Here is a 25,138-nt window from a genome sequence, read left to right as displayed (position 1 = left end):
TGGCCTCGTACACGGCGACGGAGTCGGCCGATCCCCACTACAGGTTGTCTCCGGGTGTTCCGGCGGCCCGGGTGTCGGCGTCGGTGAGTTCCTCCAGCTCGCCCATCGTGTCGAGTCGGTAGAGCAGCACGAGCGCCGGGCCGACCAGGATGATCGCGATGACCGTGACGATCACCAACCAGCGCAGGGTGTGGGGGGCGCCTGCCGCCTCGGTCACCGTCAGGGAGGTGGGCAGCACGTAGGGCCGCTGCGCGAAACCCCAGGCGCCGATGGCCAGGGCGACGCTCGCCACCGAGGTGTAGCGGGACCCGCCGTAGGACCGGCGCACCAGAAGCAGCACCGTGGCCAGGCCGCAGACCGCAGCCAAGACGATCAGCAGCAGACCCGCGCCCTCGGTGAGGCCGTCCCAGACGTACCGGGCGTCATGGTGGGTGACGGGCAGGGCGACGAGGGCGAGGACGACGACGCCGGCGAAGGCGAGCAGCGCGCGCAGGCGGAAGTAGTCGACCAGGTCGTGCGCGCCGAACCGTCGGGCGTCGGAGCAGAGGAAGACCGCCCCGAGGAAGGCGGTGGCGGCGATGGCCAGCAGACCCGCGAGTACGGAGGTCTCATTGGCCCAGGCGTCTGCGGACGCGGTCGTGCCGACGGCGACTCGGCCGGAGGCGATGCCGCCGAGCACGGCTCCGAGGAAGAACGGTGTGAGCAGCGATGAGATGGCGAACATCGCGCCGTAGATCCTTCGTTGGGCCAGGCGACGGGAGGGCTTGCGCAGGGCGAAGCCGGCGCCGCGGAACACCAGGCCGACGGCGGCGAGGGCGAGCGGGAGCCACATCGCGGAGAAGACGGCTTGGAACATCGTCGGGAAGCCGGTCCACATGACGACCAGGACGAAGATCAACCAGACGTTGTTGGCCTCCCAGACCGGCGCCATGGCGTGGTCGATCAGCCAGCGGGGCCGCTTGCCGCGCTCCGCCCCTCCGGCCACCAGGTCCCAGAAGCCCGCGCCGTAGTCGGTGCCCCCGGCACACGCGTAGGCGGCGATCACAACCAGCAGTACCCAGGCGATGAGTTCGGGCATTACGACACACCACCGGAACTGCTCCCGGACCCGCCACCGGAGCCGACCTCCGCGGGTTCGGGCTCGCTTCTGGGCCCGTAGGGCGTGTCGGTCTCCGGGGGGAGTTCGGCGCGGGCCACAGCCGAGCCCTCGTCGGCGATGCGCCAGCGGGTGCGCATCTTCAGGACGACCGCGAGGAACGCGCCGAAGACGGCCGCGTAGACGACGATGACAATGCCGAGCATCGTCCACAGCGACGACGCGCGGGTGTCGGTCACCGCCTCGGAGACCCTCATGTGGTTGTAGACGATCCAGGGCTGGCGGCCGACCTCCGTGGTGATCCAGCCGCACTCCACGGTGACCAGGCATGCGGCTCCCGCGATCGCGGCGCAACGGTAGAACCAGCGGGTGTGGGGGAGGTTCCGGCGGCGCCACCAGGACCAGGCGTACCAGAGCGCGAGCAGGATCAGCAGGCTGCCGACGGTGACCATGATGTCGAAGGCCCAGTGGACGATGGTGGCCTGGACGACGGTGGGGCGGTCGGCGGCCGGCACCGAGGTCAGCCCGGTGACCTGGGTGCTGGGCTTGAAGCCGGCCAGGATCGAGTCCAGTTGGGGGATCTTGAGTCCGCCGGAGATCGCCCCGTCGCTGTTCAGGCGCCCGAACATGTACTCGGGCACGTGGGTGTCGGTGTTCCAGACGAGTTCCGTGGCGGCGAACTTGATCGGCTGCTTGTGGAACACGGCTCGGGCGGTGGAGTCGCCGAGCATGAGCTGGATGGGTGTGAGGATGGTGGCGACGGTGAAGGGCACGGTGAAACCGAGCCGGTGGTAGCGGTCGCGGCGCCCGCGCAGCCAACCCACCGCGTAGACGCCGGCGACCACGTAGCCGGCGGTCATGAGCATCGCGACCGCGAAGTGCCAGTACTCCGGCCCGAACATCGGTGTGAAGATCGCCTGCCGCACATCGACGTCGACGGGCTTGCCCTGGGCATCGAGGTCGAACCCCTGCGGGGTGTTCATCCAGGAGTTGGCCGCGATGATGCCGAACGCTCCCAGCAGTGCGGTCAGCGGCAGCGGTACGGCCAGCCAGAAGTGCGTCCAGGGCTTGAGCCGGCGCCAGCCGTAGAGGTAGATCGCGATCAGGACGGCTTCCAGGAAGAACGCCCATCCCTCCACGCCGAACCCGAGGCCGAATACGTCGCCCCAGCGGCCCATCATGCCGGGCCACAGCAGGCCGAACTCGAAGGACAGCACCGTGCCGGTGATGATGCCGATGGCGAACTGGACGGCCATCACCGCCGACCAGCGCCGGGCGAGCAGGAGCGCGACGGCATCTTTGCGGCGCAGCCCGCGGTGATGCATCACCAGGGTGATGAACGGCAGTGCCACGCCGAACGGGACCAGCAGGATGTGCATGGCCAGGGTGAAGGCCATCAGCTCGCGAGCCGGCAGGAGTTGGGCCGGGGTGTTGGTTGCCAGAAGGGCAGTGGTGCTGAGCATGTGCGCCTCAATGGTCTGCCCTGCGGGGGCTGAGGAGGGACAGGATGCGAATGGGCGCCCATGGAGGGTCGGCGGGGCGCGTTCTCAGGGAGGAGGCGGGGGTGCCTTCGGTTCGGGCGCCCGGGCGGCCGGCGCGTCTGTGTCGGGCAGGGTGAAGGCGCGTTCGCGGCGCGAGCTGGTGGTGAAGGCGACGGACCAGCTGAGTACCGCTCCCAGCCTGCTGCGGAATCCGGTGAGGAAGGCCAAGTGGACGAAGAGCCAGGCGAGCCAGCCGGTGAAGCCCGACAGGTGCAGCCGACCGACCTTGACGACGGCCCGGCCGCGGGCGATGTAGGCGGCGCTGCCGAGATCCCGGTACTTGAAGGGCTTCGGCTTCTTCGTTCTGCCTTCCACGGCGTGACGCACGCTCCGGCCGGCGTACGCGCCCGACTGCATGGCGACCTCGGCCAGGCCCGGCAGCCGGTTCAGGCTCATCACGTCGCCCGTGACGCGGATCTCCGGATGGCCGGGGACGGTGAGGTCGGGTTCGACGAGGATGCGTCCGGCCCGGTCCTGTTTCGCGCCGGTTGCCCGGGCCAGGTCGGCGGCGATCGGCGGCGCCTCGACGCCCGCCGTCCACAGGACGGTGCGCGCGTCGAACCGGGTGGTCTTGCCGTCACGGTCTCGGACCGTCAGGCCGTGTGCGTCGACGTCGGTGACCATCGTGCCCAGGTGAATCTCCACGCCGAGGCCCCGCAGGGTTCGGGCCGCACGGTGGGCCAGTGGAGGGCCGAACGCGCCCAGCACCGCGTCGGACCCCTCGAAGAGCAGCACCCGGGCCTTGGCCGAATCAATCGTCCGGAACTCCCGGTCGAGCGTGTGGCCGGCGATCTCCCGGATCTGACCGGCGAGTTCGACACCGGTAGGCCCGGCACCGACGAGCGCGAAGGTGAGCCACTGCTGCCGTTCGCGGTCGTCCGCGGCCGTTTCGGCCGCCTCGAACGCCCGGTAGATCCGTCGGCGGATGTCCAGCGCGTCCTCCAGGGTCTTCATCCCGGGGGCGTGCGCGGCGAACTCGTCGTGCCCGAAGTAGGACTGGCGCATGCCGACCGCGACGATCAGATCGTCGTAGGGCAGCCGGATATCTCCGCCCTCGGGTCGCCGGGCGTGGACCAGCCGGGCGTCGGCATCCACGTGGGTGGCTTCGGCGAGCACGCAGCTCACGTTGTCGTGGCGCCGCAGGACCGCGCGGAGCGGTTGCGCGATCTGCCCCTCGGACAGGATGCCGGAGGCGCACTGGTAGAGCAGCGGCTGGAAGAGGTGGTGGGCGCGGCGGTCGACCACGGTTACCGCGACCGGTGACCGTCGCAGGGCGCGCGCGGCGAACAGCCCGGCGAACCCCCCGCCGAGGATCACCACCCGGCGGGGCGTGATGTGATCCTGCATCGGGGATCAGCCTCCGGTGGCGAAGCCGGGGAAGAGCGTCATTCCGCCGTCGACGAAGAGCGTGGTGCCCACGACGTAGTCGAGCAGGTCGGACGCCACGGCGACGACGGCGTTGGCGATGTCGTCCGGGTCGCCCACGCGGCGGTACGGGATCAGGCGCAGCAGGTCGGCCTCGGCCTCGGGGGTGGACCAGGCGTCGCGGTTGATCGGCGTGCGGATGGCGCCCGGCGCAACCGCGTTGACCCTGATCCGCTTGGGTGCCAACTCCTGGGCGAGGGTCTGCATCAACATGCTCACGCCGCCCTTCGAGGAGGCGTAGTTCACGTGCCCCGACCACGGGATGATCTGGTGCACCGAACTCATGCAGATGATCTTTCCGGCCGACCGGGACACCTCCTCCACCACGCCGCGTCGTACGAACTCCTTGGCGGCCTCCCGTGCGCAAAGGAACTGGCCCGTCAGGTTGACGTCGATGACCTTCTGCCACTGGGCGAGCGTCATCTCCGCCACCGGCGCGTCCCGCTGGAGGCCCGCGTTCGCCACCATGATGTCGATGGTGCCGAACTCCTTGACCATCCGCGCGACCATGGCGGTCACCTGGCCCTCGTCGGACACGTCCGCCTCGTGGGCGTAGGAGCGGACCCCGAAGCCCTTGATCCGCGCCACGACTTCCTCGGCTTTGTCCGCGCCGACGACGTAGTTCACCACCACGTCCGCGCCCGCCCGGCCCAGGGCAACGGCGGTCGCCAGACCGATACCCGAGTTGGCACCGGTCACCAGCGCCTTTTGACCCTTCAGAAGCTCCGCGGACGTCGCACTGCGGTTCTCGTCGGTACTTCCTGCGACCACGATCTCTCCTTCGGCACTGCGGACCGGCACCCCCGCGGGGAGCGGGCGACGCGCATGAGGAAGGCCGGAAGTCGGCCGGCCCGCCGGGACAAGACACAGGTGCGTGTCGCATTACCCGGCTCCTCAGACGAAATCACCCGTGCGACGGGCGGCACGGACTGGCGCGCCACGCCGCCGCATTTCCGCCGGGATGTTCACACGGTCGGGCTACAGGCTGCCCCGAACCTTCCCCTTGTCCGCGCAGGTCCGAGGTTGCCCACCCGCTATGCGCATGCTCTGACCGGCATCCAGGCCACGGCACCGTCTCGATCGTCGCCGCCATGGACGTGGCCACCGGCCAGGTGGTCGCCGATCGCGTCGAGCGCAACGACTCCGCGCACTTCATCCGCTTCGTGGCCATGCTCGACCGCAGCACCGACCCCGCCCTGCGCATCCACCTGGTCAACGGCTCCTCCCACACCTCCAAGGCCACCCGCGCCTGGCTCACCCCCCACCCCCGGTTCACCGTCACCCACACGCCCAAGCACGCCGGCCGGCTGAACATGATCGAGCAGGCGTCGGCGTTGTAGCGCCGTCGGTAGGGGCGGGCGGTGCGGTTGTGCCTGACTGTGAAGGCGGTGATCTTGGCTTCGAGGTCGTCGCGGGAGGGGAAGTCGCCGCCGCGCAGGACGCGGCGGGTCAGAGCGGAGCCACGCCCGCTACCTCGCCCGCCACCCCCGGCACCACAAGCCCGCCCGGGACAGCCTCACCACGGCCGCATGACCACCACACAGCGTCACCAGCAACCCGAACAGGACTTGCGACCTGCTGCAACTAGACCATCCGGTGGAGGAGACCGGGACTCGCCGAGACGCGGTCGTGAACAGGACGGCTGTGCAGGTGACAATGCCCGGTATGGGCTGTCGTGGGCGGGGCCCATACGTCGTCTGTCCGGGGCCTTCATGAGGAGGGGGATCAGTGACCACCGACCAGATTCTGTTCGGGTTGGGGCTCACCGTCGTGCTCGCGGTCGGCTCGCAGTTGCTGGCCGGCCGGCTGGGCATTCCCTCTTTGGTCATCTTGCTGCCTGTCGGCTTCACCGCCGGGGCACTGACCGACTGGATCAACCCCAACCGGCTGTTGGGGGCCACGTTCCAGCCGCTCGTAGCTTTGGCGATCGCGCTCATCTTGTACGACTCCGGCTGCTCGCTCGATCTGGCCAAGCTTAAAGGCGACACCCGGCGTGTGGTGCTCCGGCTGATCGTGATCGGGGTGCCCGCCACCTGGGTGGTCGCCATGACCGTTTCGGTGCCGCTGTTGGGCATGTCCCACGACGCGGCACTCATGCTCGGCGCCATCCTCATCGTGTCGGGACCTACGGTTGTCGGCCCGATTCTGGCATTCGTCCGCCCACCCCAGCGGCTTCACGACGTGCTCAGCTGGGAGGCATCGCTCATCGACCCGATCGGAGGCATCGTCGGGGCAGTCGTGTTCGTCGCCCTGACCGAGGGCAGAGAGCAAAGCTTCTGGAGCCACGTGGGGACCTTTTTCGCGAGCGTCGGTGTCGGACTGGTCGGCGGCATGGCCGGTGCCGCCCTGCTATGGCTGCTGAACAAAGTCCGACGTGACGCGCCGATGACCGGTGCCCTACAGGTCGCCGTAGTAGTCGGCGTCGCCGCCGCGTGCGACATCTTCCGGGAAGACACCGGGCTTGTAGCAGCGATCATCATCGGGCTGGCAGTGGCCAACCGGCCCGGAGCGGATCCGGCAAAAGAACGGCCCGCAGCCGATGGGTTGATCCAGTTCATCCTCGGCTTGTTGTTCGTGTCCATCTCCTCGACCGTCACACCGTCCTCCGTACTGCCCGTCATTGGACCCACGCTGGGGCTGGTCGCAGTGCTGGTGCTCGTCGTCCGTCCAGTAGTGGCGTGGATCGCCACCATCGGGACGGACTTGACAACATCCGAGCGCTGCCTGATCAGCTGGATGGATCCGCGCGGCATCGTGGCCGCCGCGACCGCATCGGCCTTCTCTTCCACCCTGGTGGCTGACGGGATCGGTGGTGCGTCCAAGATCCTGCCGGTCACGTTCCTGGTCATCGTCGCCACCGTGACGCTCTACGCACTCACTGCTCGTCCCGTGGCCCGCCGACTGGGAGTGGGGCCGCCATCCAAGCTGAGCTAGTGCCGTGACCGGAAACGTGGACTGCGGCTCCTTCGGCTACCTCGCAGCCTCCTCCAAGGCGCGTGCGGGGACGTGCGCGTCCTGCTGTACCGCATCGAGTACCCCGGCGCCGAAGACCAGCGGGAGTTCGCCCTGTACGACCCGGCTTCCGGCTCTTACACCCCCAACTCCTGCACACCGGCGAGTGGAAGGGCACCCCGACGAGGCCTTCGAGACCGCCGCCCTCGTCCACCTCGCCGACTACGAAGCGCGAACCCAGCAGCCGACTCCAACCCGAACAGGACTTACGAAACGCTGCACCATAGCTGGAGGCCGGGCCGGGCATCCGCCCTGGCCGGACGGATGCCCTCCGGCGGCGCAGCCGGAGTGCCTTACCTGCCCGCCTTCTGGCGCGACATCGGGCCTTACCTGCCACCCCGCAACGCCTACGTCCTGCTGCACCACGCGATCTACTTCGACGGTCACGGAACCGGCCAGGCGCTGACCACCCTGCTCATTTACCTGGGCGTCGCCGCGGTCGTCCTCATCGCGCTGGACCTGCGTCACCCCGAGGCCGCGGTGCCCGTCGACGCCACCGAAGCCGCGGCCATGGCCGTTCCCATCGGCGCCACATCGTAAGTGCTCTGCCCTCGACGCGTTCGACGAGCAGCCGACGTCCGTGCACGGTCAGCCGGGCGTCATCGCTTTCCCGCGTGGTGCCGGGCTCGCGTACGACGGCTTTGTCCAGGCCACCGGTGTGGACTGCGTCGGGCTCGACTCGACGGTTCCGCTGGAATGGGCTGCGCAGAAAGTACAAGGCGAACTGGGCCGGTGTGTGCAGGGCAACCTCGATCCTCAGCTTTTGGTCGCGGGCGGCCCGGCGCTGGAAGCCGAAACCCACCGTATCCTGCACACTCTCGGCAGTGGCCCCTTCGTGTTCAATCTCGGACACGGCATCGTCAAGACCACGCCTCCGGAGCATGTTGCTGCGCTCGCCCAGCAGGTACGGTCCTGGGCCGCACCCCTGGCGTATCAGGAGTGAACGGGGTCCGGTCGCGGCGGCATTGGTAGGGCTGTTGGGCCGGCTCCAGGCGATCATCTCCTGCCTGGTACCGGCGAGCCGGTAGGAGTCGGTGCCGCCACGGAGCTGAGACACGGGCACCCGGACACGGGCTGAGACAGCTCAGAAACTCGCTGGTCAGGGCTGTGCTCTATGACACGAGCCGCGAGATCCTACAGGCCGGTGTAGGGTCTCGGATTCCGCTTCACAGTCATGTCACACAAGACCTCGACCTGCGCAGCGATGACACCCTGGGGCTCGGTCAACAGCACGCGCCAATACGGTGGCCCGATGACGTCGATCAAGAAGTTCCAAGTCACCTTCGACTGCGCAGAACCTGAGCGCCTCGCTCGTTTCTGGTGCGAAGTGTTGGGGTACGTCGTACCGCCGCCCCCGGAAGGGTTTGCCACTTGGGACGATTTCAAGCGCTCGCTGCCCTCCGAGCAGCAGGACGCATGGTTTGCCTGCAGTGATCCCTCGGGCGTGGGTCCGCGACTGTACTTCCAGCGCGTTCCCGAAGGGAAGGCCGCCAAGAACCGGCTGCATCTTGACGTGCGGGTCGGTACCGGACTCGTGGGTGAAGAGCGCCTCGCCGCACTTGAGACCGAGCGCGCACGACTCGTCCCGCTCGGCGCGGTACACGTGCGAACGCTGTATGACGGCAATGATTCGTGCATCCCGATGCAGGACATCGAGGGCAACGAGTTCTGTATCGACTGAGGGGCCGCGAGCGCTGTCCCCATTGGCCGAGACGATGATCCGCCCCCGACCTCTCAGGGCGCTGTGGCGCAGTTCGCCGGATCAAGCGCTCGGGACGAACGAGCCGTCCGGCCGGTTCGACAGATTACGACGCGCAGTTGGGGGAGGATGTGGCCATGAGAAGTAGCGGCCGGTCCCGTCGACTTGCCGGTTACGGGGTCGGCGTCCTGATCGCCGTCGGCATCGTGGCCTCTGCCGCATTTTGGCCGGGTGGCGTTCCTGTGACGATGCTGGTGTTCCTCGCCCTGGGGATCTTCACCTTCGGGTATCTGATCTGGCGCCTGGTCACTGGCCGGGACGGCCTTTGGCACCGGGGTCCGACCCGTCGGCGCCTTGACCGACTCCGTCAGCGTGCGTCGGACAACTCCGCAACCGCCGATCAGGACCGGCGGTAGGTGGGGCGCAGCTGTCGACACGCTGACCGCTCACATCGCCGGGCAACTCGGCCGCCCTTGGCGGCGCGGCATGCGCGCCAACCCGCCACGTCACGGCTGCCCCCTGGCAGGCGCGCGACATACGGAGAGTCACCGAAATCCCAGGTCAAGCGCCGCTGCTGAAGGCCGGCTCTGAGCGCATTCTGAGCGCGGATCCCCACGGACAGGTCATCTCCGCGGCGGATTTCGCGGGCTCACACGGATTCTGTTGGCCCCGCTGATGTGCGCTCTGGCCTACGAGGACCGCTCAGGATGCCGGATTTGCGCAACTTACCAATCTCGTTGAGGCCGGAGCCCAACAACCCAAGCCACGTACATTCCCGCAGGTCACGGCGTGTCCGGGGATACTCGCAGCATGTTCGATCCGATACCGGTACTCTGCCGGTGGGCAAAACGCGGATCACCGCCGGCGCCCAACCGGGCCGTTAGCTCAATTGGCAGAGCAGCGGACTTTTAATCCGCTGTCCGGGGTTGGCGAGAAGCACGCTACGGCGAATCAGATTTGCATCGCAGCCCCTTGACCTGCGCCTTCACGCCACCCGAACTCAAGCGGGGCGCTACCCACGAGCGCTACCAACGCGATGTGAGCCCGGTGTGAGCCCGACTCTCCGGCCTCCACCGCGCGTGCAGCCAAAGCCCTCTGTCTGCTCACCCATCAGCGTCACGCTGTGTCGCAGACGTGCTTCAGGCTTGACGCACCGTGGCCGTTAGTCTAAGGCTTGTCCCGTAACCCATGAGGCAGCGTGAAACAGCCCTGGCGTGCAGGTCAGTTGGGGGCTTTAACCATGTTCAGGAGCTGCTGGTGGATGTCGGGTCTGGCGAACAGGGCAGCGCCTGTGTCGGTTCGCCGTTGGCCGGAGAGGTCGCTGAAGGCGCCGCCGGACTCCTCGACGATGGGGATCACTGCGGCGATGTCCCAGGGGCCGGCACCCAGCAGGAGGAAGGCATCGAGTTTTCCTGTCGCGACCAGGAGGGCTCCGTGACAAGTGCCGGATCCGGTGGACGGTTTACTCGGTGGCGGCGTGGTGTGGTCTGCCGTCGACCAGTCGAGCACGGGGAGCACAGTCGCAATGCCTGCCACCAGCCTTGCGGCGGCGTCGCGTTCGGTTGCGCTCAGGCGGGACGGTGGAGGCCAGATGCCCACGGCGGCATCCTCGGCGTTTCCTCGTGCCGTGAGCGTCAGACGGATCGGAGGGACTGACGGATCGGAAGGGCATGGCCCCATCCAGGCCCCAGTGCCTGGCGTTGCCCACCAGCGGCGCCCAAGTGCGGGGGCGGAGACCATACCGAGCGTCACGTCACCGTGGTCTTCAAGGGCGATGAGGGTGCTCCATTCCGGATCACCCACGATGAAGCTCGCCGTCCCGTCAATGGCATCGATGATCCATCGGCGGCGGCTGCGCCCCTGGGCGCCGAACTCCTCACCGACGAACGCGTCGCCGGGATGTTCGGCGCGGATCGACGCGCGCAGAACGCGTTCGATCTCCCGATCGGCCTCGGTAACCGGACTTCCGTCGCCCTTGCGCTCGGCGCCCAGGTCGGGTGCACGGAAGTAGCGCCGGGCGATCTCGTCCGCCTGATCGGCCAGGCGGAGCGCCAGCGCCAGGTCTGCTGAGTCCGTCATACCGCCCACTTTTCCCGCCGCCACCCTCGTGAATCAAGTCCTGGTCCAGGTCCACCACCGCGGTGAGACGATCACCGCATGGCTGGTGTGATCACGGCGTCTGAGCCGTCCTGGATATTCCCGTTCACAGGCGTGAATCCGCGCCAGTTCCGCAAGACAGTGACCGCGCTGCGCCGCGAGGGCGCGGACGTGGTACGGCGGGGCCGGCCCTGGGGTCTGCCGCTGGAGGACCGAGTGCTGCTCGTTGTGGCCTACTGGCGCACGAACTTGACGATGCGCCAGCTCGCCCTGCTGTTCGGTGTCTCGAAGTCCGCAGCCGATCGGATCATTGACCAGATCGGCCCACTCCTCGCGTTGAAGCCCCGGCAACGTTTTGCGAAGGACACCGTGCTCATTGTGGACGGCACCCTGGTTCCCACCCGGGACCACTCGATCGCCGAGCAGTCGAAGAACTATCGCTACTCCACGAACCACCAGGTCGTCATCGACGCCGACACCCGCCTGGTCGTCGTGGTCGGCCAACCGCTTCCAGGCAACCGCAACGACTGCAAGGCATGGGAGGAATCCGGGGCCAAAGTCGCCGTCGGCAAGACGACGACCATCGCCGACGGCGGCAATCCCGGCACCGGACTGGTGATGTCGCACCGCCGCCGGCCCGGCGACGAACTCCCCGACTGGAAGCAGGAGCACAATCGCTCGCACAAGCAGGTCCGTGCCCACGTCGAGCATGTATTCGCCCGCATGAAGACCTGGAAGATCCTCCGCGACTGCCGGCTCAGGGGCGACGGCGTCCACCACGCCATGCTCGGGATCGCCCGCCTGCACAACCTCAACCTCGCCGGATAAGCGCAATGGCCGCTGGCCGCGCCGTCACGCCTCCAGCGAACCAAAGATCATTACGGGACAACCCTTAGCGCGAAAGAAGCTCGTGAACGAGCCCAACGACGACGACCGCCACTGTCAGGGCCACTCCCAGTGAGGGGTCGCGCCACGCGGCGTAGCCCGTGAGCACACCGATCAGCACCAGCAGGAGCGTACGAACACTGATCTCATCCATCGAAGTCCTCCTTGGACTTGGGTGACTTCGACCAGCCTGGGGGCTGTTCTCCGAGCTTTCAGAGTTGCAGACAATCACTTACGGAACATCACAAACAGCTGACAGGCCATCAAGAAAACCGCCATGATGTCATCGATGCCGTCTGACAGATTCTGACAGGACACGCCGTGACGCAGTGGCTCTCGCCAAACCTTCCGAACAGCCCTTTGAAGGAGTTGAATCGCGAGCTTCACGAACAGCACAGGAAAGCCGGCTACCCGTCGGTCAGAAAACTGCACGAAGCCATCGGCGAAGCCGTCAGTCACACGAAGATCCACCATGCCTTCACCAAGCCGAAGGTGCCGTCCTGGGGGATTGTGGAACTGGTCGTCGAGGTGCTGGCCGCACAAGCGCGGCCACGTATGGACCCCGAGGCGGAAGTCGATCGCTTCAAAGCCCTGTGGGACCGGGCCAGTGCCTCCAGATCCGGGACGACCGACCACAGTCAAGCGGATGCTGCAAGCGCTCAGGCCGGGGGGGCGCGGAAGTGGGGCAGCCGGAGCCTGTCGGGCCCGGTGCGACCAGGTTGGAGAATCCGACCAGGAGGCTCCGGGGCGACTTGGCCACCGCGCGTTACGCAGTGGACATCGTCTTATGCATAGACGTCACGGGCAGCATGCAGCCGATCATCCAAGAGGTCAAAGAGGGGGCGTTCTCTTTTCACGCCAGGCTGGCATCCACGATGCATCAGCGAGAGAAGCAGGTGGATCAGATGCGGATTCGTGTGGTGGCCTTCCGCGATTTCATGGACAGCCCCCAGGATGCCTTGCATGCCTCGCCGTTCTTCAAGGTCCCACATGAGGTCCACAAGTTCGAAAAGTTTGTTTCATCGCTTTCCGCTGGCGGGGGCGGAGATGTGCCAGAGTCTGGCCTGGAGGCACTGTCCGCGGCCATCGACTCCGACTGGCAGCGGAACCTCACACGGCAGCGGCATGTGATTGTGATGTTTACCGACGCGCCCGCCCATCCCCTCGGCGGATCGCTACGGCAATCTGACGGATACCCAGAAGGAATTCCTTCGAGCTTTGAGGAACTCAGCGAGAGATGGGGAGCTCAGGGAGACCCGAAGGCTCGCATGGACGAGGTGGCAAAGCGCCTGATCCTCTTCTGTCCGGAGGCTTCTCCGTGGGAGGCGATCGCCGAAGAATGGGAGAACGTCCTCTGGTTCCCCTCAGAAGCTGGATTGGGTCTGATGGACGTCGAGATGAACCTCGTCCTCGACACGATCGCCAGTAGCGTCTAGCCTCGATCGTTCATGAGTCCTCGTCGGTTCGCTGATGGGGACTCCGTGCTGATGGGGTGCGGTGTTTCCGAGGCGGGCGCACGCCGATTGGCCGACTGTCGTGTCGGGTGGGCGCCGGTTTCCACGTTTCCGGTTGTGTCGCGTCTCGTCGGGGCGTTCGGTTCGGTGGTCAGGTGGGTGCGGCGAGGCCGTGGAGCCGGGCGATCCCGTCGAGGATGTGTCGGGTCCAGGGCCATCGGTCGGGCAGGCGGACGACGACGCGTCGGCCGGTGCGGACCAGGCGGGCCGCGGCCGAGAAGAGACGGAAGCGGAGCTTCTTGATCTCCCACCTCCGGGCGTCGCCGGTCAGGGCGAGCATCTGCGTCCACGCGACCAACTCACAGGCAAGCGAGACGAGCTCGCACCAGACCAGGTTCTGTGCGAAGCCGTGCAGGGGCAGGTTCCACAACCCGGTCGCCTTCGCCTGGCGGATGCGGTCCTCGGCGCGGGCGCGTCGTCGGTGGCGGAGTTCGAGGTCCGCGAGCTGCCCGCCGGGCGTGTTCGTGACGAAGGCCACGCAGCCGAGATCGCGTACTACGTGTGCTTCGCGCCCGAGGGCACCACCCTCGACACGTTGCTCCGAATCGCCGGGACGCGCTGGACGGTGGAGGAGTGCTTCCAGACCGCGAAGAACGAGTGTGGTCTGGACCACTACCAGGTCCGCAAGTACCACGCCTGGTACCGCCACATCACCCTCGCGATGGCCGCGCACATCCACCTGACCGTGCTCCGCGCGAGCGAGCTCCAAAAAGGGGCTCCGGACACGATCGCGACGGGCTCGTCCCGCTGAGCCTGCCCGAGATCCGCCGACTCGTCGCACGCCTCGCCGACCGGCGCCCGCCGACGATCGCCCATGTGCTGCACTGGTCCCACTGGCGACGACGATCCCAACACCGCGCACGCATCAGCCACTACAAACGACGAGGTCACAGCCCGTGAGCTGTGACCTCATCACACCAACTGCGGTTGCAGTATTAGCGGGTACAGGGCCCGCTCGCACAGCGGAATCGCCCGGCCCACGTCTCCCGCCAGCCCGTTCGCGCCACACGAAGTGATGGTTGGCGCGTCCAGGAAGGCGAAGGCGGCTCGCGGACGAAGACTCTGGTGTGCATGGCGGATCGGGATTGGGCGGACGCCCTGTCGGCACACATGACGAACGGCTCCGTGATGCTGGACACTTGCCAAGTGGCCGTGCCGACTGAGACTGAACGCAAGGATGAGTTCATGGCGACCGTCCATCGGGCATTCACCGGCGGCCTCATGCACAAGTTGCACGTGGCCCGCCCGTACGACGAAGTCGCTGGCATCCTCGACAAAGACCACTACGACACCATCGCCGGTGTCACCATCACCCCTTGGGGAAGCGGCGCCCTCCGCCCCACTCCGGCAAGCGGTCTCCGCCCGCCCACCACTCCGGGCCCTGGATACGACCGCCAAGCTGCCCGCGCGAATGTCCGCGACAACTATGAGTACCTGCCAACCCTGATCAATCGAACACTTCCACGTGCGCTCGCCCATCCCGGCACCGTGGAAGGGTTCTACGAACTCCGCCGTGAAGGATGGTTGGACTGGCACCTTTTGGTCGCAATCGTCAACGTCACCTTGAACATGCGTGCGAACTCCGCTGGCCTGCTTTCACAAGGGAAGATCGCTCAACAACAGCAGCTCGCCAGGGAACCGGAGAGCGACCAATCCGTGCCCGTCCCACTGTCGGCGCTCACGCCGACAAACCTCAGATCCACAATGGAAGTCGCCGTCCTCGCCATCGGACAACGCCGTTGGCACCTCACGCCTTCGACCCAGACCCCAAACAGCGCGGCTTTCAAAGACCTTCTGGTGGCCCGCTACGGCTATGCCGTAGATGACGTAGCGCACCGTGACCTGCTGTCCGAAGCCCTCACAGCCGATGGGTCACTGCTTCCACTCATCGACGGGTGACAAGTTGCCCCACCCACACAGAGTGCGGGGCGCGGGCAGCACCCACCGCGTCTCCACCCTCGACCTGTGGCGCCTGCTCGGCGTCGACCTCCAACACGTCTACGGCAGCCGAGCCGCCTGAGCGTGCCGCCGCCCGCGTGGACCGGTGTCCCTTCTAGGCTCGACACGTGGACACAGCCGACCAATCACCCTCGCCGGATCGGGGCGACCTCCCGTTCGCGACGCTCTTCCCTCCCCACTTGCCCGGCGACCCCTGGCGGCCGACCGCCCGCACCGCCGCGCTCCTGCACACCAGCCTGAGCCTGCTTGCGGACGAGATCGACGACGACATCCGCACCCACGGCGACCGCCCCGTCGAGGCGGGAGCCGAGGGATCGTGGAGTGTCCTGCATCGCCTTCCCCGGTCCACGTGGGACGGCGGCACCCCGTGGCGGCGGAACATGGCCGCCGCCGTCGACGATCTGATCGCCGACCTCGAACGCGGCAGGCTTCCCTTCCCCCGCTGTCCGGCGAAACACCACGGCCTGGGCCTGGCCCTCGCCGACGCCGAGGCCACACTCGACGAGGACCCCGACCTGGTCGCCGACGAAGCCGCCCACCTCCCCGCCGACCCCCGCGTTCGGGATCGGTGGCGGCCGTGTCCTTGAGGACCACCCGCGCCGCGTCGGCGTTGCCGTCGACAAACAAAGCCACGTACCGCCCTCTCAGTGCCGGTGTCGAGATTCGTGGTATCCGAATCTCATCCGGGGTCTAATCTGCGGACAGGCCGCGTTACCCCCTGCGGCCATGCGAGGAGGTGTTTCCCCGCTTGGTGTTCACGGGGGGAGCTGCGCTCTGCGAGCGGTGCGTCACCCTGGGTTGCCGCTGCGGCCCGGGCTGACCTGCGCTGGACCTGCGCACACTGGAAGCATGCACGGAATGACCGTCGGCGAGACGGCGGAGCGTGAGGATCTACTCGCTGCAGCCGTCGTCGAAGCCGTCGAAGGAACCAGCGCCTACGCGGGGAGCGTCTTTCTCCGTTCCCGCGATCGCCGGTCGGTCGTGCTCGCCGCGACGTGTGGGGTGCCGCCCTCCCTGCTCGGTGGCTGGCGCCTCATTCCGGTGAACAGTCCCATCCCGATTGCCGCGGCGTACAGCTCCGGGCGCACTGTCCACCTGGCCGACGCAGAGGAGACGATGCGCCGGTATCCCCAGCTTGCGGTGGCTCTCCCGTACGCCTTCGGCTCCTGCTCCGTGCCGGTGGGCACAGGCAGGGAGACCTTCGGATCCCTGGCGATCGTCTGGGCGGCATCCCCCGGCAGCGAAGGGCTGTCCAAGGCCCAGCGCCGCCGCCTGCGGAGCGTCGCCAACCGACTTGGTGACTCCCTGTCCGCACTCCGCGCCCGTACCGGCAAGCCTGTGGAATGCGACCCGGGAACGATTGCCGTCGAGACCCCGGCTCCCTCGGCAGCGGCCGTGCGGGTCGGCTTGTTCCAATGGGACTTTGCCTCTGGCGCCTTCATCGTGGACGACGAGCTCTGCGCGATCTTCGGTCTCGACCCGCGTGCTTTCGACGGACGAGCCGAAACGCTTGCTTCCCGCCTTCACCCCGGCGATCTTGCCGCTTTCCGGTCCTGCGCCCGAGAGGCAGCCGTGGAAGGCCGGACCACCAGCAGACGCCTGCGGTTGCGGGACTACGAGCACGGCGGCGAGGGGTACCGCACCGTCGAGTTGTGGGGCCGTGTACCAAAGGCCGACGACATGCGGGCACGTACCCACCTGGCGGGCGCGGTCGTGGACGCCCGCGCCGGCCAGGTGGCCGTCGCAGCGGTCGAGCGGCTGCGGGACGGACTGTTCTCCCTCGCCCCCGACGGGCGGGTCACCTACGTCAACCACAGCGCCCTGCAGCTGTTGGGGGTTTCCGCCGACGAATTGCTGGGCCATTTCCTTTGGGACGTACTGCCGTGGCTGTCCGATCCCGACATCGAGTACCGGCACCGGTCCGCGATGATCTCCCAGGCGCCGGCCTCCTTCGTGGCCTGCCGCTCACCCGACCGGTGGCTCGCCTTCTCCCTCCACCCGGAGGCGGACGGGGTGACCGCCCGGGTCGTGCCTGTCGGTCAGCCGCCCCCGGCATCGACACCATCCGCCTCCCCGCCCGAGACAGCGACCGCCACCGCACCGGCGCGTCTGGGCGTCATGTATCACGTCCTGCAGTTGGGCAGCGCGCTGACCGAGGCGGTCACCGCCCACCAAGTCTGTGAAGTCGTCGCCGACCAGCTCCTGCCTGCCTTCGGAGGCCAGCGGCTGGCAATCTATGTGGTCCGCGACGGAACGATGCACCTGCTCTTTCACACCGGCGGCCACGAAGACTTCCTCGAATGGCTGGAGGGCGTACCGCTGCACGCCCGCCTGCCCGGTACGGAGACCCTGACGTCCGGCACTCCGCTCTTCATCGAGTCGCGGCAGGCTCTTTCCCGGGGCTACCCGGGCATCCCCACGGGCGAGGTGAGTTCCTGGGCGTATCTGCCACTGATCGCCTCCAGCCACCCTGTCGGCACCTGCGTCCTCGGCTTTGACGAGATCCATCCGTTCACGGAGAAGGACCGCGGCGTCCTGACCGCTCTCGCCGGGCTGATCGCCCAGGCTCTGGAACGAGCGCGGCTCTACGACTCGGAGTTCGCCCTCGCGCGCGGCCTGCAGCAGGCGCTCCTGCCGCACCGGCTCCCGACAGTCCCGGGCATCCATACCGTGGTGCGCTATCTGCCCGGCACCAGCGGAATGGACATCGGCGGCGACTGGTACGACGTCATCCCCACCGACAGCGGAGTCTGTCTCGTCATCGGAGACGTGGAGGGGCACAGCATCGCCGCCGCGGCCACCATGGCCCAGTTGCGCAGCGCGGTACGGGCCTTCGTGGCCGTAGGGCATACGCCCGGCGATGCGATGGCGGGCGTCAACCGAACCCTATTCGACCTCGACCCCGGGCTGCTGGCCAGCTGCTGCTACATCCACCTCGAAGCACACAGCCACCACGCCTACGCCGTCACCGCCGGCCACCCCCCACCCCTGCTCCGCCGTCCCGACGGGACGACCGATGCCCTTGACCTGGACATCGGACCGGTCCTCGGTGTGGAGCGCGCGAGCACCTATCCCGAAACCCGGATCGCCCTCCCGCCGGGGTCCGTCCTCGCCCTCTACACCGACGGCCTTGTCGAGGAACCCGGAACCGACATCGACGTGGGCATCGACCGCCTGCGAGCATCCCTGGCCCATGCCCGTGCGGACTCACTGGACGAACTCGCCGACCGGCTTCTGCACAACGCCCGTGGCTCCTCCTACCGGGCCGACGACATCGCCCTGCTGCTCACCGCGATCCGGTCACCACGCCCTGGATGACACGACGGGCAGATCCATCCAGGTTCGAGAACGGGGTGAGCACTGCAAGGTTGACAGCCCTTAGGACGGGAATCGCAACGAGTGCCTCGCGCTGTCACGTTACGCCTTTCGCGTCCACGTGCTGTCAAGGCGGAACGGCTCAACGGGGCGCGCCGAAAGTCACGTCCCAATCCGCCATGAGAAGCCGGCAAGCCAGAGCCTGATGTCTAGTTGGCCAGTGCCCAAGTGACCTGAAGGTGCTCCGAGGTCAAAATGCCTTCGGGGTGAAGCTCCTGAACTGGTACCGCGCCGGAGCTGGGGCCTGGTCAAGTGCCTTGACCCGCCAGCGGGCGCCAGCGCCACCAGGGCAACCGCTTAGCACACCGATGGTGTCCTCATCGAGAGGTATCGGAGATATACGTACAGCGCCGCATCCTGTCAGAGGCGGGCACATCTTCTTCCGCAGGACCTGTCAGTCGTCGAGTCGACGCTGCGCGAGCCCCGTCGAGCGCCGTGCGGTAAGTCACCGTGGTCAGGGGGCACCGACGGTGTGGAGAGCCAGGCGAATCTAGATGAGTGATCAGACACCGCCCGGATCCGATCGCGCGGGCCGAACACCAGGGCACAAAGACGGCTCAGATGACGCACAGTAACCATGCTGGGGGAGCCGAACTGGCCAATTGTGAGCCCGGTGTGAGCCCGGATCTCCACGAGCCTGCCCGTCCGAGCCGGATTTTGACCCCCTCACGCGGATTTCCCGACGAGTACGGGGTCCAGACACAGCAGCACATGGCGTTCGTATTGTCCGATTTGCGCCTTCCGGTACCGCCCCGCAGATGCACCAGCGTCGTGTTCGCCACAACCTCATCCCCGCAGGTCACGGCGTGTCCGGGGATACTCGCAGCATGTTCGATCCGATACCGGTACTCTGCCGGTGGGCAAAACGCGGATCACCGCCGGCGCCCAACCGGGCCGTTAGCTCAATTGGCAGAGCAGCGGACTTTTAATCCGCGGGTTCAGGGTTCGATCCCCTGACGGCCCACCCGCGTCAGGACCGGCTTTGGGCTTCTGACCAGCATGAATACCGCGAACAGCGGTCTTCTTCACGGCCCTGGACCTCTGGTCCGGGGCCGTCTGCGTGAGCGGTGCGTGAGCGGACGTCCCGGCATCAGGTCCCACAGGAGCGGCCGGGGCATCACCGGCGGCCTTGGCGACCTGGTCTGCGGCGGCCTCGACCACGGTCTTCGCGGCGCGCGGGACGATCCGGCCGGCGGCCTCGGCCAAGGCCCGGTCGACCTGCGGCAGCACGCTCGTGTAGGTGTTGGCCGTCAGCACATAGGACGCGTGACCCAGCAGCTCCTGGATGGACTTCATGTCACCGCCGGCCGCGTGCGCGATGGTCGCCGCACCGTGGCGCAGGTCGTGCAGGCGGATCGGCGGCAGGTCGATCTCCTCGCACAGCTTGACGAACCGCCGGGTGACGAAGTCCGGGTGCAGCCAGGAGCCGTCCTCCTTCGTGAACACGCGGCCGGTCTCGACCCACGCGTCACCCCACTCGGCGCGCTCGACGTCCTGTCGAGCACGATGCACGGCGAGCGCCTCGACCGTGGGGGCGTCGATCGCGAACGTCCGCTTCCCCGCGTCGGACTTGGGCGCGTCCTCGTAGACCTCCCAGCCGTGGACGACCAGTTCGGTGACGACGGTCACGGTGGCCGCGTCGAGTCGAACCTGCGCCCAGGGCAGGCCGCACGCCTCGCCGCGACGGAGGCCCCGGAAGGCGACCAGGTGCCAGAGCGCATACAGCCGGTCCGACTCGGCGTGGTCGAGGAACCGGCCGGTCTGCTCCGGGGTCCACACCATGACCGGCGACGGCTTCTCCCCGGTGCGCCGCCACTCGGCGACGTGGTCGTCCGTCCACACCACCGGCTTGGGCCGCGCCGCGGAATCGAGGTCCGCGTGGCGCGCCGGGTTGAAGGTGACCAGCTGCTCTTTGATGGCGTCGTTCAGCGCCTTGCGCAAGGTCGCGCGGATGTGCTGTCGGCTGGTCGGGCCGACCACTTTGCGGAACGGCGGCATGGCCTCGATCGCCGCCTTCATGGCTTTGCGACGAGCCCGGTTCTCGGCGCCCTTCCACGGGACGAGCGCCAGCTCCGCCACTGCGGCCTTCCGCTGTGCGGCGTTTTCCAGGATCTCGGCGTTCTCGTCCGCGATGGCGGCGAACACCTCGGTGAGCTTGCTGACGCGCAGCCGGTCGAGCCGCACATCCCCGATCCGGGGAATCAGGTGGGTGTAGACGTCGGTGGTGTAGCGGCGCACCGTTCCCCGGCGGATCTGGCGCCTGGAGGCGAGCCACAACTCCAGCCACTCGCCCACAGTCATCGCTCCGCCGAGGTCGACGCCGCTGTTCAGCCGACGCCGTGTCTCCTCGACATCGGGGATAGGCGCCTTGTCGGCCGCGACCTGCACCAAGAGGTCGGTGATCGCGGCCACGCCCTCGGGGTCGAGCGCGTCGGGAATGGCGAGCAGGGCCCGGACGTCGTCCAGGTCGGCCTGCGCCTCCTTTGCGGTGGCGTAGCCGGCGCGGTTGAAGGATCGCCGTGTGCCGTCCTCGCAGCTGGGCAGTTCCTGACGGATGGAGTAGGAGCCGTGCCTACGGCTGGTCAGCTTTGGGCACTTGGCGCCGAGCGGCTTGCCGTTGCTGTCGCGGCAGTAGCAGCGGTGGTAGGTGGAACCCTTCATTCATCCTCCGGATCAAAGAACTGCGCGTCGTCGTACTCGGGATAGTCGTCGTATTCGTCGTACTCCCCGTCCTCGGCTGCCTGGAGATCGTCCGGGTCCGGCTCATCGAAGTCCTCCTCGCCCCAGTAGCGCTCGGGGTCGACGCGCTTCATCGAGAACTCAAGCTCCTGGTAGGCGTCGCCCTTCTTCTCCTGGGCCCGGACCGCGCGTCCGAGCTGCTTCGGCATCGGCGGCAGAAGGAGTCCCTCGTGGTGCAGGAACGCCCGGATACGGCGAATCCGCTCAAGCTGGGCGTCCCTAACATGCTTCTGGAAATCCGCTGCCTGTAGCGCTGCGGCCCGGTCGGCTTGGGAGTCGGCCTGCGTGGCCCGGTGTTCCTCGCTGAGGGCTCGTTGTTCGGAGTCCCGGGCGAGCCGAACAGCCACTTCGTGCTCCCTGTACAGGCGAAGCGGGCGGGCGTTCTCGTAGTAGGGGTCGCAGGCCCAGAGGTCCGTGCGTTCGCCTTGCTCGCCGGTGAACCACCGCACGGCGCCCATGAGCGGTTCTCGATCCCTGGCCGGTGCGCGGTGTGTGCCGTGCGCATGGCCGACTGGGAACAGCAGCAGGACGGGAGGTACTTCCAGCGCCTCCGCGACGACAAGCAACTCGGCCACCGAGACCGACTCCTTGCGCCCCGACTCCAGGTTCGCGATCACGTTCCGCGGCACGGGATAGCCCAGCTCCGCGCAGCGGTCGGCAAGCCGCTGCGCGCTCATACCCATCTCCTTCCGGATGCGACGGACCTCTCCCGCGATCAGGCGGGTGAGGTGGGATTCCCATTCTGACGATTCGGATCGTGTCATGACAACACAATAGCGGAATCATTATTGACCTCGCCGGCTGGAAACGGCAGCACCACCTGCACCATCCGCACCAACCAACGTCCACCAGAAGGAGCCCGATGAGCACGCAGGAGTCCACAGTCCAGCCCCTGACTCAGCACGCGATGACCCGCGCGGAACTGCTCGCCCTACCGACCTCCGTGGACCTGACCACGGCGAATCGTGCGCTGGGCATCGGACGGAGCACCGGCTACGCCCTCGTTCGCCAGGGCGAATACCCCTGCAAGGTGTTGCGCGCGGGCAAGCGCCTGCGGGTGGTCACCGCCGACCTGTGGGCAGTCCTGGGCGTCGCCGACGACAGGGCGCACGCGGCCTGACCCCGACGACCGTCAATGCCCTTGTGTATCCGTCACACATTTGGCTGGACTGCGGGCGAACCGTCGACGTACTGTCTGGTCGCGTCGCACGGCACCGCCGCCGCCCGCACACAAAGAAAGCCCCCGGCGCTGGAACGCCGAGGGCCCACATCTCGCCAACGTGGCCGGCCTGCAAGCCCACCGCCACGAGATCAGGAGATCTCCTTGAAGCCTACGCCCACCGACTCCACCGGCGCATCCCCCGATTCCCCCGCCGCAGCGCCCGCCAGCGGGCCCGAGCTGGCCCGCGCCGCACTGCGCGCCCAGCGCCCGGCCTCCGCACCCGCACAACCCGTCCCCGGCCAAGCGCCCGGTGCGGCACCCTGGCAGGCCACGCCCACCGCTCCGCCCGAGGCCACCTTCCGAGCCGCGACGACGGGCAGCGGTATGCCGGACATGCCTGCCCCGCACACCGGCTTCGACCTCGGACACGACGCGCCGGACACAAACCCGCCTGCGGGTGTCGACGACGGCACGGGCGACAGCAGCCCGCACACCCACGCGGCGCCGGAAGGTGCGGCGCTCCTCGACGAACTCCGGTGCGCGGTCGGCCGGTACGTGGTCCTGCCGCACGAGCATGCGCTGGACGCGGTGGTGCTGTGGATCACGGCGACGCACCTACAGCCGGCGTGGCAGCACGCGCCGCGTCTGGCGGTGGTCGGTCCGGCGAAGCGATGCGGGAAGTCCCGACTGCTGGACGTGCTGACCGAGACCGTCCACGAGCCCTTCATCACCATCAACGCCACCATCGCGGCGGTCTTCCGCTCGATCGGCACCGAGGAGCCGCCGACCCTGCTGGTCGACGAGGCGGACACCCTGTTCGGGACGGCGAAGGCGGCCGAGCGCAACGAGGAACTGCGCGGACTGCTCAACGCCAGCCACCAGCGCAACCGACCCGCCACCCGCGTGTCCGGGCCGGAACACAAGCCGGTCCAGTTCGCCACTTTCGCCATGGCGGCCCTCGCGGGGATCGGCGACCTCCCCGACACGATCATGGACCGGTCGATCGTGGTGCGCATGCGCCGACGCGCACCGGGGGAGAGGGTCCAGCCGTTCCGTTCGCGGCGCGACACCCCACTGCTGCACGAACTCCGCGACCGCATCGCGGCATGGCTGGCGCCGTGCACGAACGACGCGGCCGGGATGGAGCCGGTCATGCCGGTCGAGGACCGCGCCGCCGACACGTGGGAGCCGCTGGTCGCCGTCGCCGAACTCGCGGGCGGAGCCTGGCCGGAGCGGGCACGCGCTGCCTGCACGGCGATGACCGCGTACGAGGCCGGCAACGACGACGAGGGCGGACCCAGGATCCGCATCCTCGCCGACATCCGCAAGGTCTTCGCCGCCGGCGGCGACCCCACGGCCCTGTCCACCGAACACCTCCTCACCGCGCTGCGCACCGACCCGGACGGGCCCTGGGCGGAATGGGGCAACGGCGGACTGACCGCCCGCGCCGTGCAGGTCCTCCTCAAGGACTACGGCATCACCTCGGCCACCATCCGCTTCGCCCCGGACGGAATCCAGCGCAAGGGCTTCCACCGCGCCGCCTTCACCGACGCGTGGGAACGCTACTGCCCCGCCGGCCCTGCGGCCGAGCACGGGCCCGACGCCAACACCGGCGACCACACGGCGGCCTGACCAAGCGTCCGCCCCGGGTAGGCCGTCCCCGACTCCCTTGCGGGGACGGCCTACCCGACTCCCACCAACCGCCCGCAGGTGGGCCGTGCCGGTACGAGAGGGCGCCGCGTCGAGCGAGCGGCCACCCTCGGCGACCCGTACCACCCTCATCGACGCAGGTCACCGCGACGAGGGTCGACGCCCCGGTACGAGTCGACCCGTACCAGAGGGACAACCCGTACCGCGCTGACCAGCACCGACGAGGGTGTGACGAGTCGCCGAGCGTGACCCCCGCCAGCCGGCAACCCCCCACCCCCACCACCCCACACCCGCGTGAAAGCGAGCCCTCATGCACCCCACCCCACAATGCGCTGGCTGCGCCTGCCGCCCCCGCCCGTTCGGCTGCCCACCGCCGCCCGTCGCCACCCTGTGCCCCGACGCCCTGTTCACCCTCGCCTGGGACATCACCGCAGCCCTGGACAAGGACATCCCCGGCGCGGAGCGCGCCGCCGCCCACCTGCTCGCCGCCCTCACCAACACCACACCCGACCCCCTCGGCCCACACCACCACGACGCGGCCCCCCTCACCGACCGCGCCGCCCTGCGCCGGGACCTGGCCGAGCACCTGCACGACCTCATCGACCAGTACGCCGACCACGCGCGCGTCTTCAACACCGAAGACCTGCGCGCCTCTCCCGAAGCCGACCGGTGGATGACCCCCCGACGCCACGCACAACTCGCCCGCCTACGCACCGCACTCGCCGACATCACCGGACAGAACAGGCACGCGGCCTGACCGACAACACACGGCCACACCCGACACCCGCCCCACCCTCCACAACCCTCAACACCCTCATCACCGCAGGTCAGCCCGCTGAGGGTCACGCGCGTGTGACGAGTCGACCCGTACCAGACCCCGAACAAACCCCACACCTGGCAACCGCGCCCGCACCGACCAGCTGCCCCCGACCAAGGCTGCCAGCGATTCCACCCGCCCCGCTCGTCCCCGCGCAGATCTGCGCG

The 25,138-nt window shown here is 68.1% G+C and carries 21 protein-coding genes, 2 tRNA genes and 3 pseudogenes; 16 read left to right on the top strand and 10 right to left on the bottom strand.

The window, feature by feature from the left end:
- Positions 1 to 37: 37 nt before the first annotated feature.
- The 4 genes from ABZS54_RS12210 to ABZS54_RS12195 form a co-directional block, all read right to left on the bottom strand.
- Positions 38 to 1,078, bottom strand: a complete 1,041-nt coding sequence (locus ABZS54_RS12210) for a cytochrome d ubiquinol oxidase subunit II (RefSeq protein WP_355533883.1) — start codon at positions 1,076 to 1,078, stop codon at positions 38 to 40.
- Complete coding sequence (locus ABZS54_RS12205) at positions 1,078 to 2,559, bottom strand: cytochrome ubiquinol oxidase subunit I (RefSeq protein WP_355533881.1); 1,482 nt, start codon at positions 2,557 to 2,559, stop codon at positions 1,078 to 1,080. The genes ABZS54_RS12210 and ABZS54_RS12205 overlap by 1 nt, the downstream gene beginning before the upstream one ends.
- A gap of 84 nt (positions 2,560 to 2,643) precedes the next feature.
- Entirely contained in the window at positions 2,644 to 3,984 is a 1,341-nt protein-coding gene (locus ABZS54_RS12200) for an NAD(P)/FAD-dependent oxidoreductase (RefSeq protein WP_355533879.1), read from the bottom strand.
- A gap of 6 nt (positions 3,985 to 3,990) precedes the next feature.
- Entirely contained in the window at positions 3,991 to 4,833 is an 843-nt protein-coding gene (locus tag ABZS54_RS12195) for an SDR family oxidoreductase (protein WP_355533877.1), read from the bottom strand.
- Between the two features lie 320 nt (positions 4,834 to 5,153).
- Between ABZS54_RS12195 and ABZS54_RS12190 the strand changes: the two genes are divergently transcribed.
- The 6 genes from ABZS54_RS12190 to ABZS54_RS12165 all read left to right on the top strand — a co-directional run bounded on the left by ABZS54_RS12190 (position 5,154) and on the right by ABZS54_RS12165 (position 9,758).
- Entirely contained in the window at positions 5,154 to 5,402 is a 249-nt protein-coding gene (locus ABZS54_RS12190) for a transposase (protein WP_355533875.1), read from the top strand.
- Between the two features lie 388 nt (positions 5,403 to 5,790).
- Positions 5,791 to 6,996: a cation:proton antiporter gene (locus ABZS54_RS12185; RefSeq protein WP_355533873.1), complete on the top strand. Its 1,206-nt coding sequence runs from the start codon at positions 5,791 to 5,793 to the stop codon at positions 6,994 to 6,996.
- Between the two features lie 366 nt (positions 6,997 to 7,362).
- Positions 7,363 to 7,614: a hypothetical protein gene (locus tag ABZS54_RS12180; RefSeq protein WP_355533871.1), complete on the top strand. Its 252-nt coding sequence runs from the start codon at positions 7,363 to 7,365 to the stop codon at positions 7,612 to 7,614.
- A gap of 40 nt (positions 7,615 to 7,654) precedes the next feature.
- The gene (locus ABZS54_RS12175) at positions 7,655 to 8,017 is read left to right on the top strand and encodes a uroporphyrinogen decarboxylase family protein (protein ID WP_355533869.1); all 363 of its coding nucleotides are present in this window, start codon (positions 7,655 to 7,657) and stop codon (positions 8,015 to 8,017) included.
- 309 nt (positions 8,018 to 8,326) lie between these two features.
- A complete protein-coding gene (locus tag ABZS54_RS12170; protein WP_355533867.1) occupies positions 8,327 to 8,755 on the top strand; it encodes a VOC family protein in 429 nt (142 codons plus the stop codon).
- A gap of 893 nt (positions 8,756 to 9,648) precedes the next feature.
- A tRNA-Lys gene (locus tag ABZS54_RS12165) sits at positions 9,649 to 9,758 on the top strand.
- 236 nt (positions 9,759 to 9,994) lie between these two features.
- Here ABZS54_RS12165 and ABZS54_RS12160 read toward each other — a convergent pair.
- Positions 9,995 to 10,852: an inositol monophosphatase family protein gene (locus ABZS54_RS12160; protein WP_355533865.1), complete on the bottom strand. Its 858-nt coding sequence runs from the start codon at positions 10,850 to 10,852 to the stop codon at positions 9,995 to 9,997.
- Positions 10,853 to 10,930: 78 nt separating this feature from the next.
- On the opposite strand from ABZS54_RS12160, the gene ABZS54_RS12155 reads away from it, so the two are divergent.
- Complete coding sequence (locus ABZS54_RS12155) at positions 10,931 to 11,698, top strand: transposase (RefSeq protein WP_355533863.1); 768 nt, start codon at positions 10,931 to 10,933, stop codon at positions 11,696 to 11,698.
- Between the two features lie 64 nt (positions 11,699 to 11,762).
- Here the strand turns inward: ABZS54_RS12155 and ABZS54_RS12150 are convergent, their stop codons facing one another.
- Positions 11,763 to 11,909: a hypothetical protein gene (locus ABZS54_RS12150; RefSeq protein ID WP_355533862.1), complete on the bottom strand. Its 147-nt coding sequence runs from the start codon at positions 11,907 to 11,909 to the stop codon at positions 11,763 to 11,765.
- Positions 11,910 to 11,983: 74 nt separating this feature from the next.
- Positions 11,984 to 12,214 carry a hypothetical protein gene (locus ABZS54_RS12145; RefSeq protein ID WP_355533860.1) on the bottom strand — a complete coding sequence of 77 codons (231 nt, stop codon included), beginning with the start codon at positions 12,212 to 12,214 and terminating at the stop codon, positions 11,984 to 11,986.
- Positions 12,215 to 12,564: 350 nt separating this feature from the next.
- Between ABZS54_RS12145 and ABZS54_RS12140 the strand changes: the two genes are divergently transcribed.
- Positions 12,565 to 13,191 carry a VWA domain-containing protein gene (locus ABZS54_RS12140; protein ID WP_355533858.1) on the top strand — a complete coding sequence of 209 codons (627 nt, stop codon included), beginning with the start codon at positions 12,565 to 12,567 and terminating at the stop codon, positions 13,189 to 13,191.
- A gap of 169 nt (positions 13,192 to 13,360) precedes the next feature.
- Here ABZS54_RS12140 and ABZS54_RS12135 read toward each other — a convergent pair.
- Positions 13,361 to 13,744 (bottom strand): annotated as a pseudogene (locus ABZS54_RS12135) (transposase); the annotation flags it as partial.
- A 9-nt stretch (positions 13,745 to 13,753) separates the two neighbouring features.
- On the opposite strand from ABZS54_RS12135, the pseudogene ABZS54_RS12130 reads away from it, so the two are divergent.
- The 5 genes and pseudogenes from ABZS54_RS12130 to ABZS54_RS12110 form a co-directional block, all read left to right on the top strand.
- Positions 13,754 to 14,020, top strand: a pseudogene (locus ABZS54_RS12130) (IS701 family transposase); the annotation flags it as partial.
- A 320-nt stretch (positions 14,021 to 14,340) separates the two neighbouring features.
- Complete coding sequence (locus ABZS54_RS12125) at positions 14,341 to 15,168, top strand: hypothetical protein (protein WP_355533856.1); 828 nt, start codon at positions 14,341 to 14,343, stop codon at positions 15,166 to 15,168.
- 167 nt (positions 15,169 to 15,335) lie between these two features.
- Positions 15,336 to 15,815, top strand: coding sequence for a hypothetical protein (locus ABZS54_RS12120; RefSeq protein WP_355533854.1), 480 nt, complete (start codon positions 15,336 to 15,338; stop codon positions 15,813 to 15,815).
- Between the two features lie 262 nt (positions 15,816 to 16,077).
- A complete protein-coding gene (locus ABZS54_RS12115) occupies positions 16,078 to 18,546 on the top strand; it encodes a SpoIIE family protein phosphatase (protein WP_355533852.1) in 2,469 nt (822 codons plus the stop codon).
- 948 nt (positions 18,547 to 19,494) lie between these two features.
- A tRNA-Lys gene (locus tag ABZS54_RS12110) sits at positions 19,495 to 19,567 on the top strand.
- A 320-nt stretch (positions 19,568 to 19,887) separates the two neighbouring features.
- Here ABZS54_RS12110 and ABZS54_RS12105 read toward each other — a convergent pair.
- Positions 19,888 to 20,385, bottom strand: a pseudogene (locus ABZS54_RS12105) (tyrosine-type recombinase/integrase); the annotation flags it as partial.
- An 875-nt stretch (positions 20,386 to 21,260) separates the two neighbouring features.
- Complete coding sequence (locus ABZS54_RS12100; protein WP_355533850.1) at positions 21,261 to 22,106, bottom strand: helix-turn-helix transcriptional regulator; 846 nt, start codon at positions 22,104 to 22,106, stop codon at positions 21,261 to 21,263.
- A gap of 98 nt (positions 22,107 to 22,204) precedes the next feature.
- Here ABZS54_RS12100 and ABZS54_RS12095 point away from each other — a divergent pair, with 98 nt between their 5' ends.
- From ABZS54_RS12095 to ABZS54_RS12085, 3 genes are all read left to right on the top strand, one after another.
- Positions 22,205 to 22,462, top strand: coding sequence for a hypothetical protein (locus ABZS54_RS12095; protein ID WP_355533848.1), 258 nt, complete (start codon positions 22,205 to 22,207; stop codon positions 22,460 to 22,462).
- Positions 22,463 to 22,666: 204 nt separating this feature from the next.
- Positions 22,667 to 24,136, top strand: coding sequence for a DUF3631 domain-containing protein (locus ABZS54_RS12090; protein WP_355533846.1), 1,470 nt, complete (start codon positions 22,667 to 22,669; stop codon positions 24,134 to 24,136).
- A gap of 328 nt (positions 24,137 to 24,464) precedes the next feature.
- A complete protein-coding gene (locus ABZS54_RS12085) occupies positions 24,465 to 24,911 on the top strand; it encodes a hypothetical protein (protein ID WP_355533844.1) in 447 nt (148 codons plus the stop codon).
- Positions 24,912 to 25,138: the final 227 nt, after the last annotated feature.

It is taken from the genome of Embleya sp. NPDC005575 (assembly GCF_040605455.1).
GTDB lineage: Bacteria > Actinomycetota > Actinomycetes > Streptomycetales > Streptomycetaceae > Embleya.
Note: the sequence above shows the minus strand (reverse complement) of the source record. Positions and strands in the feature narration are given on the sequence as shown.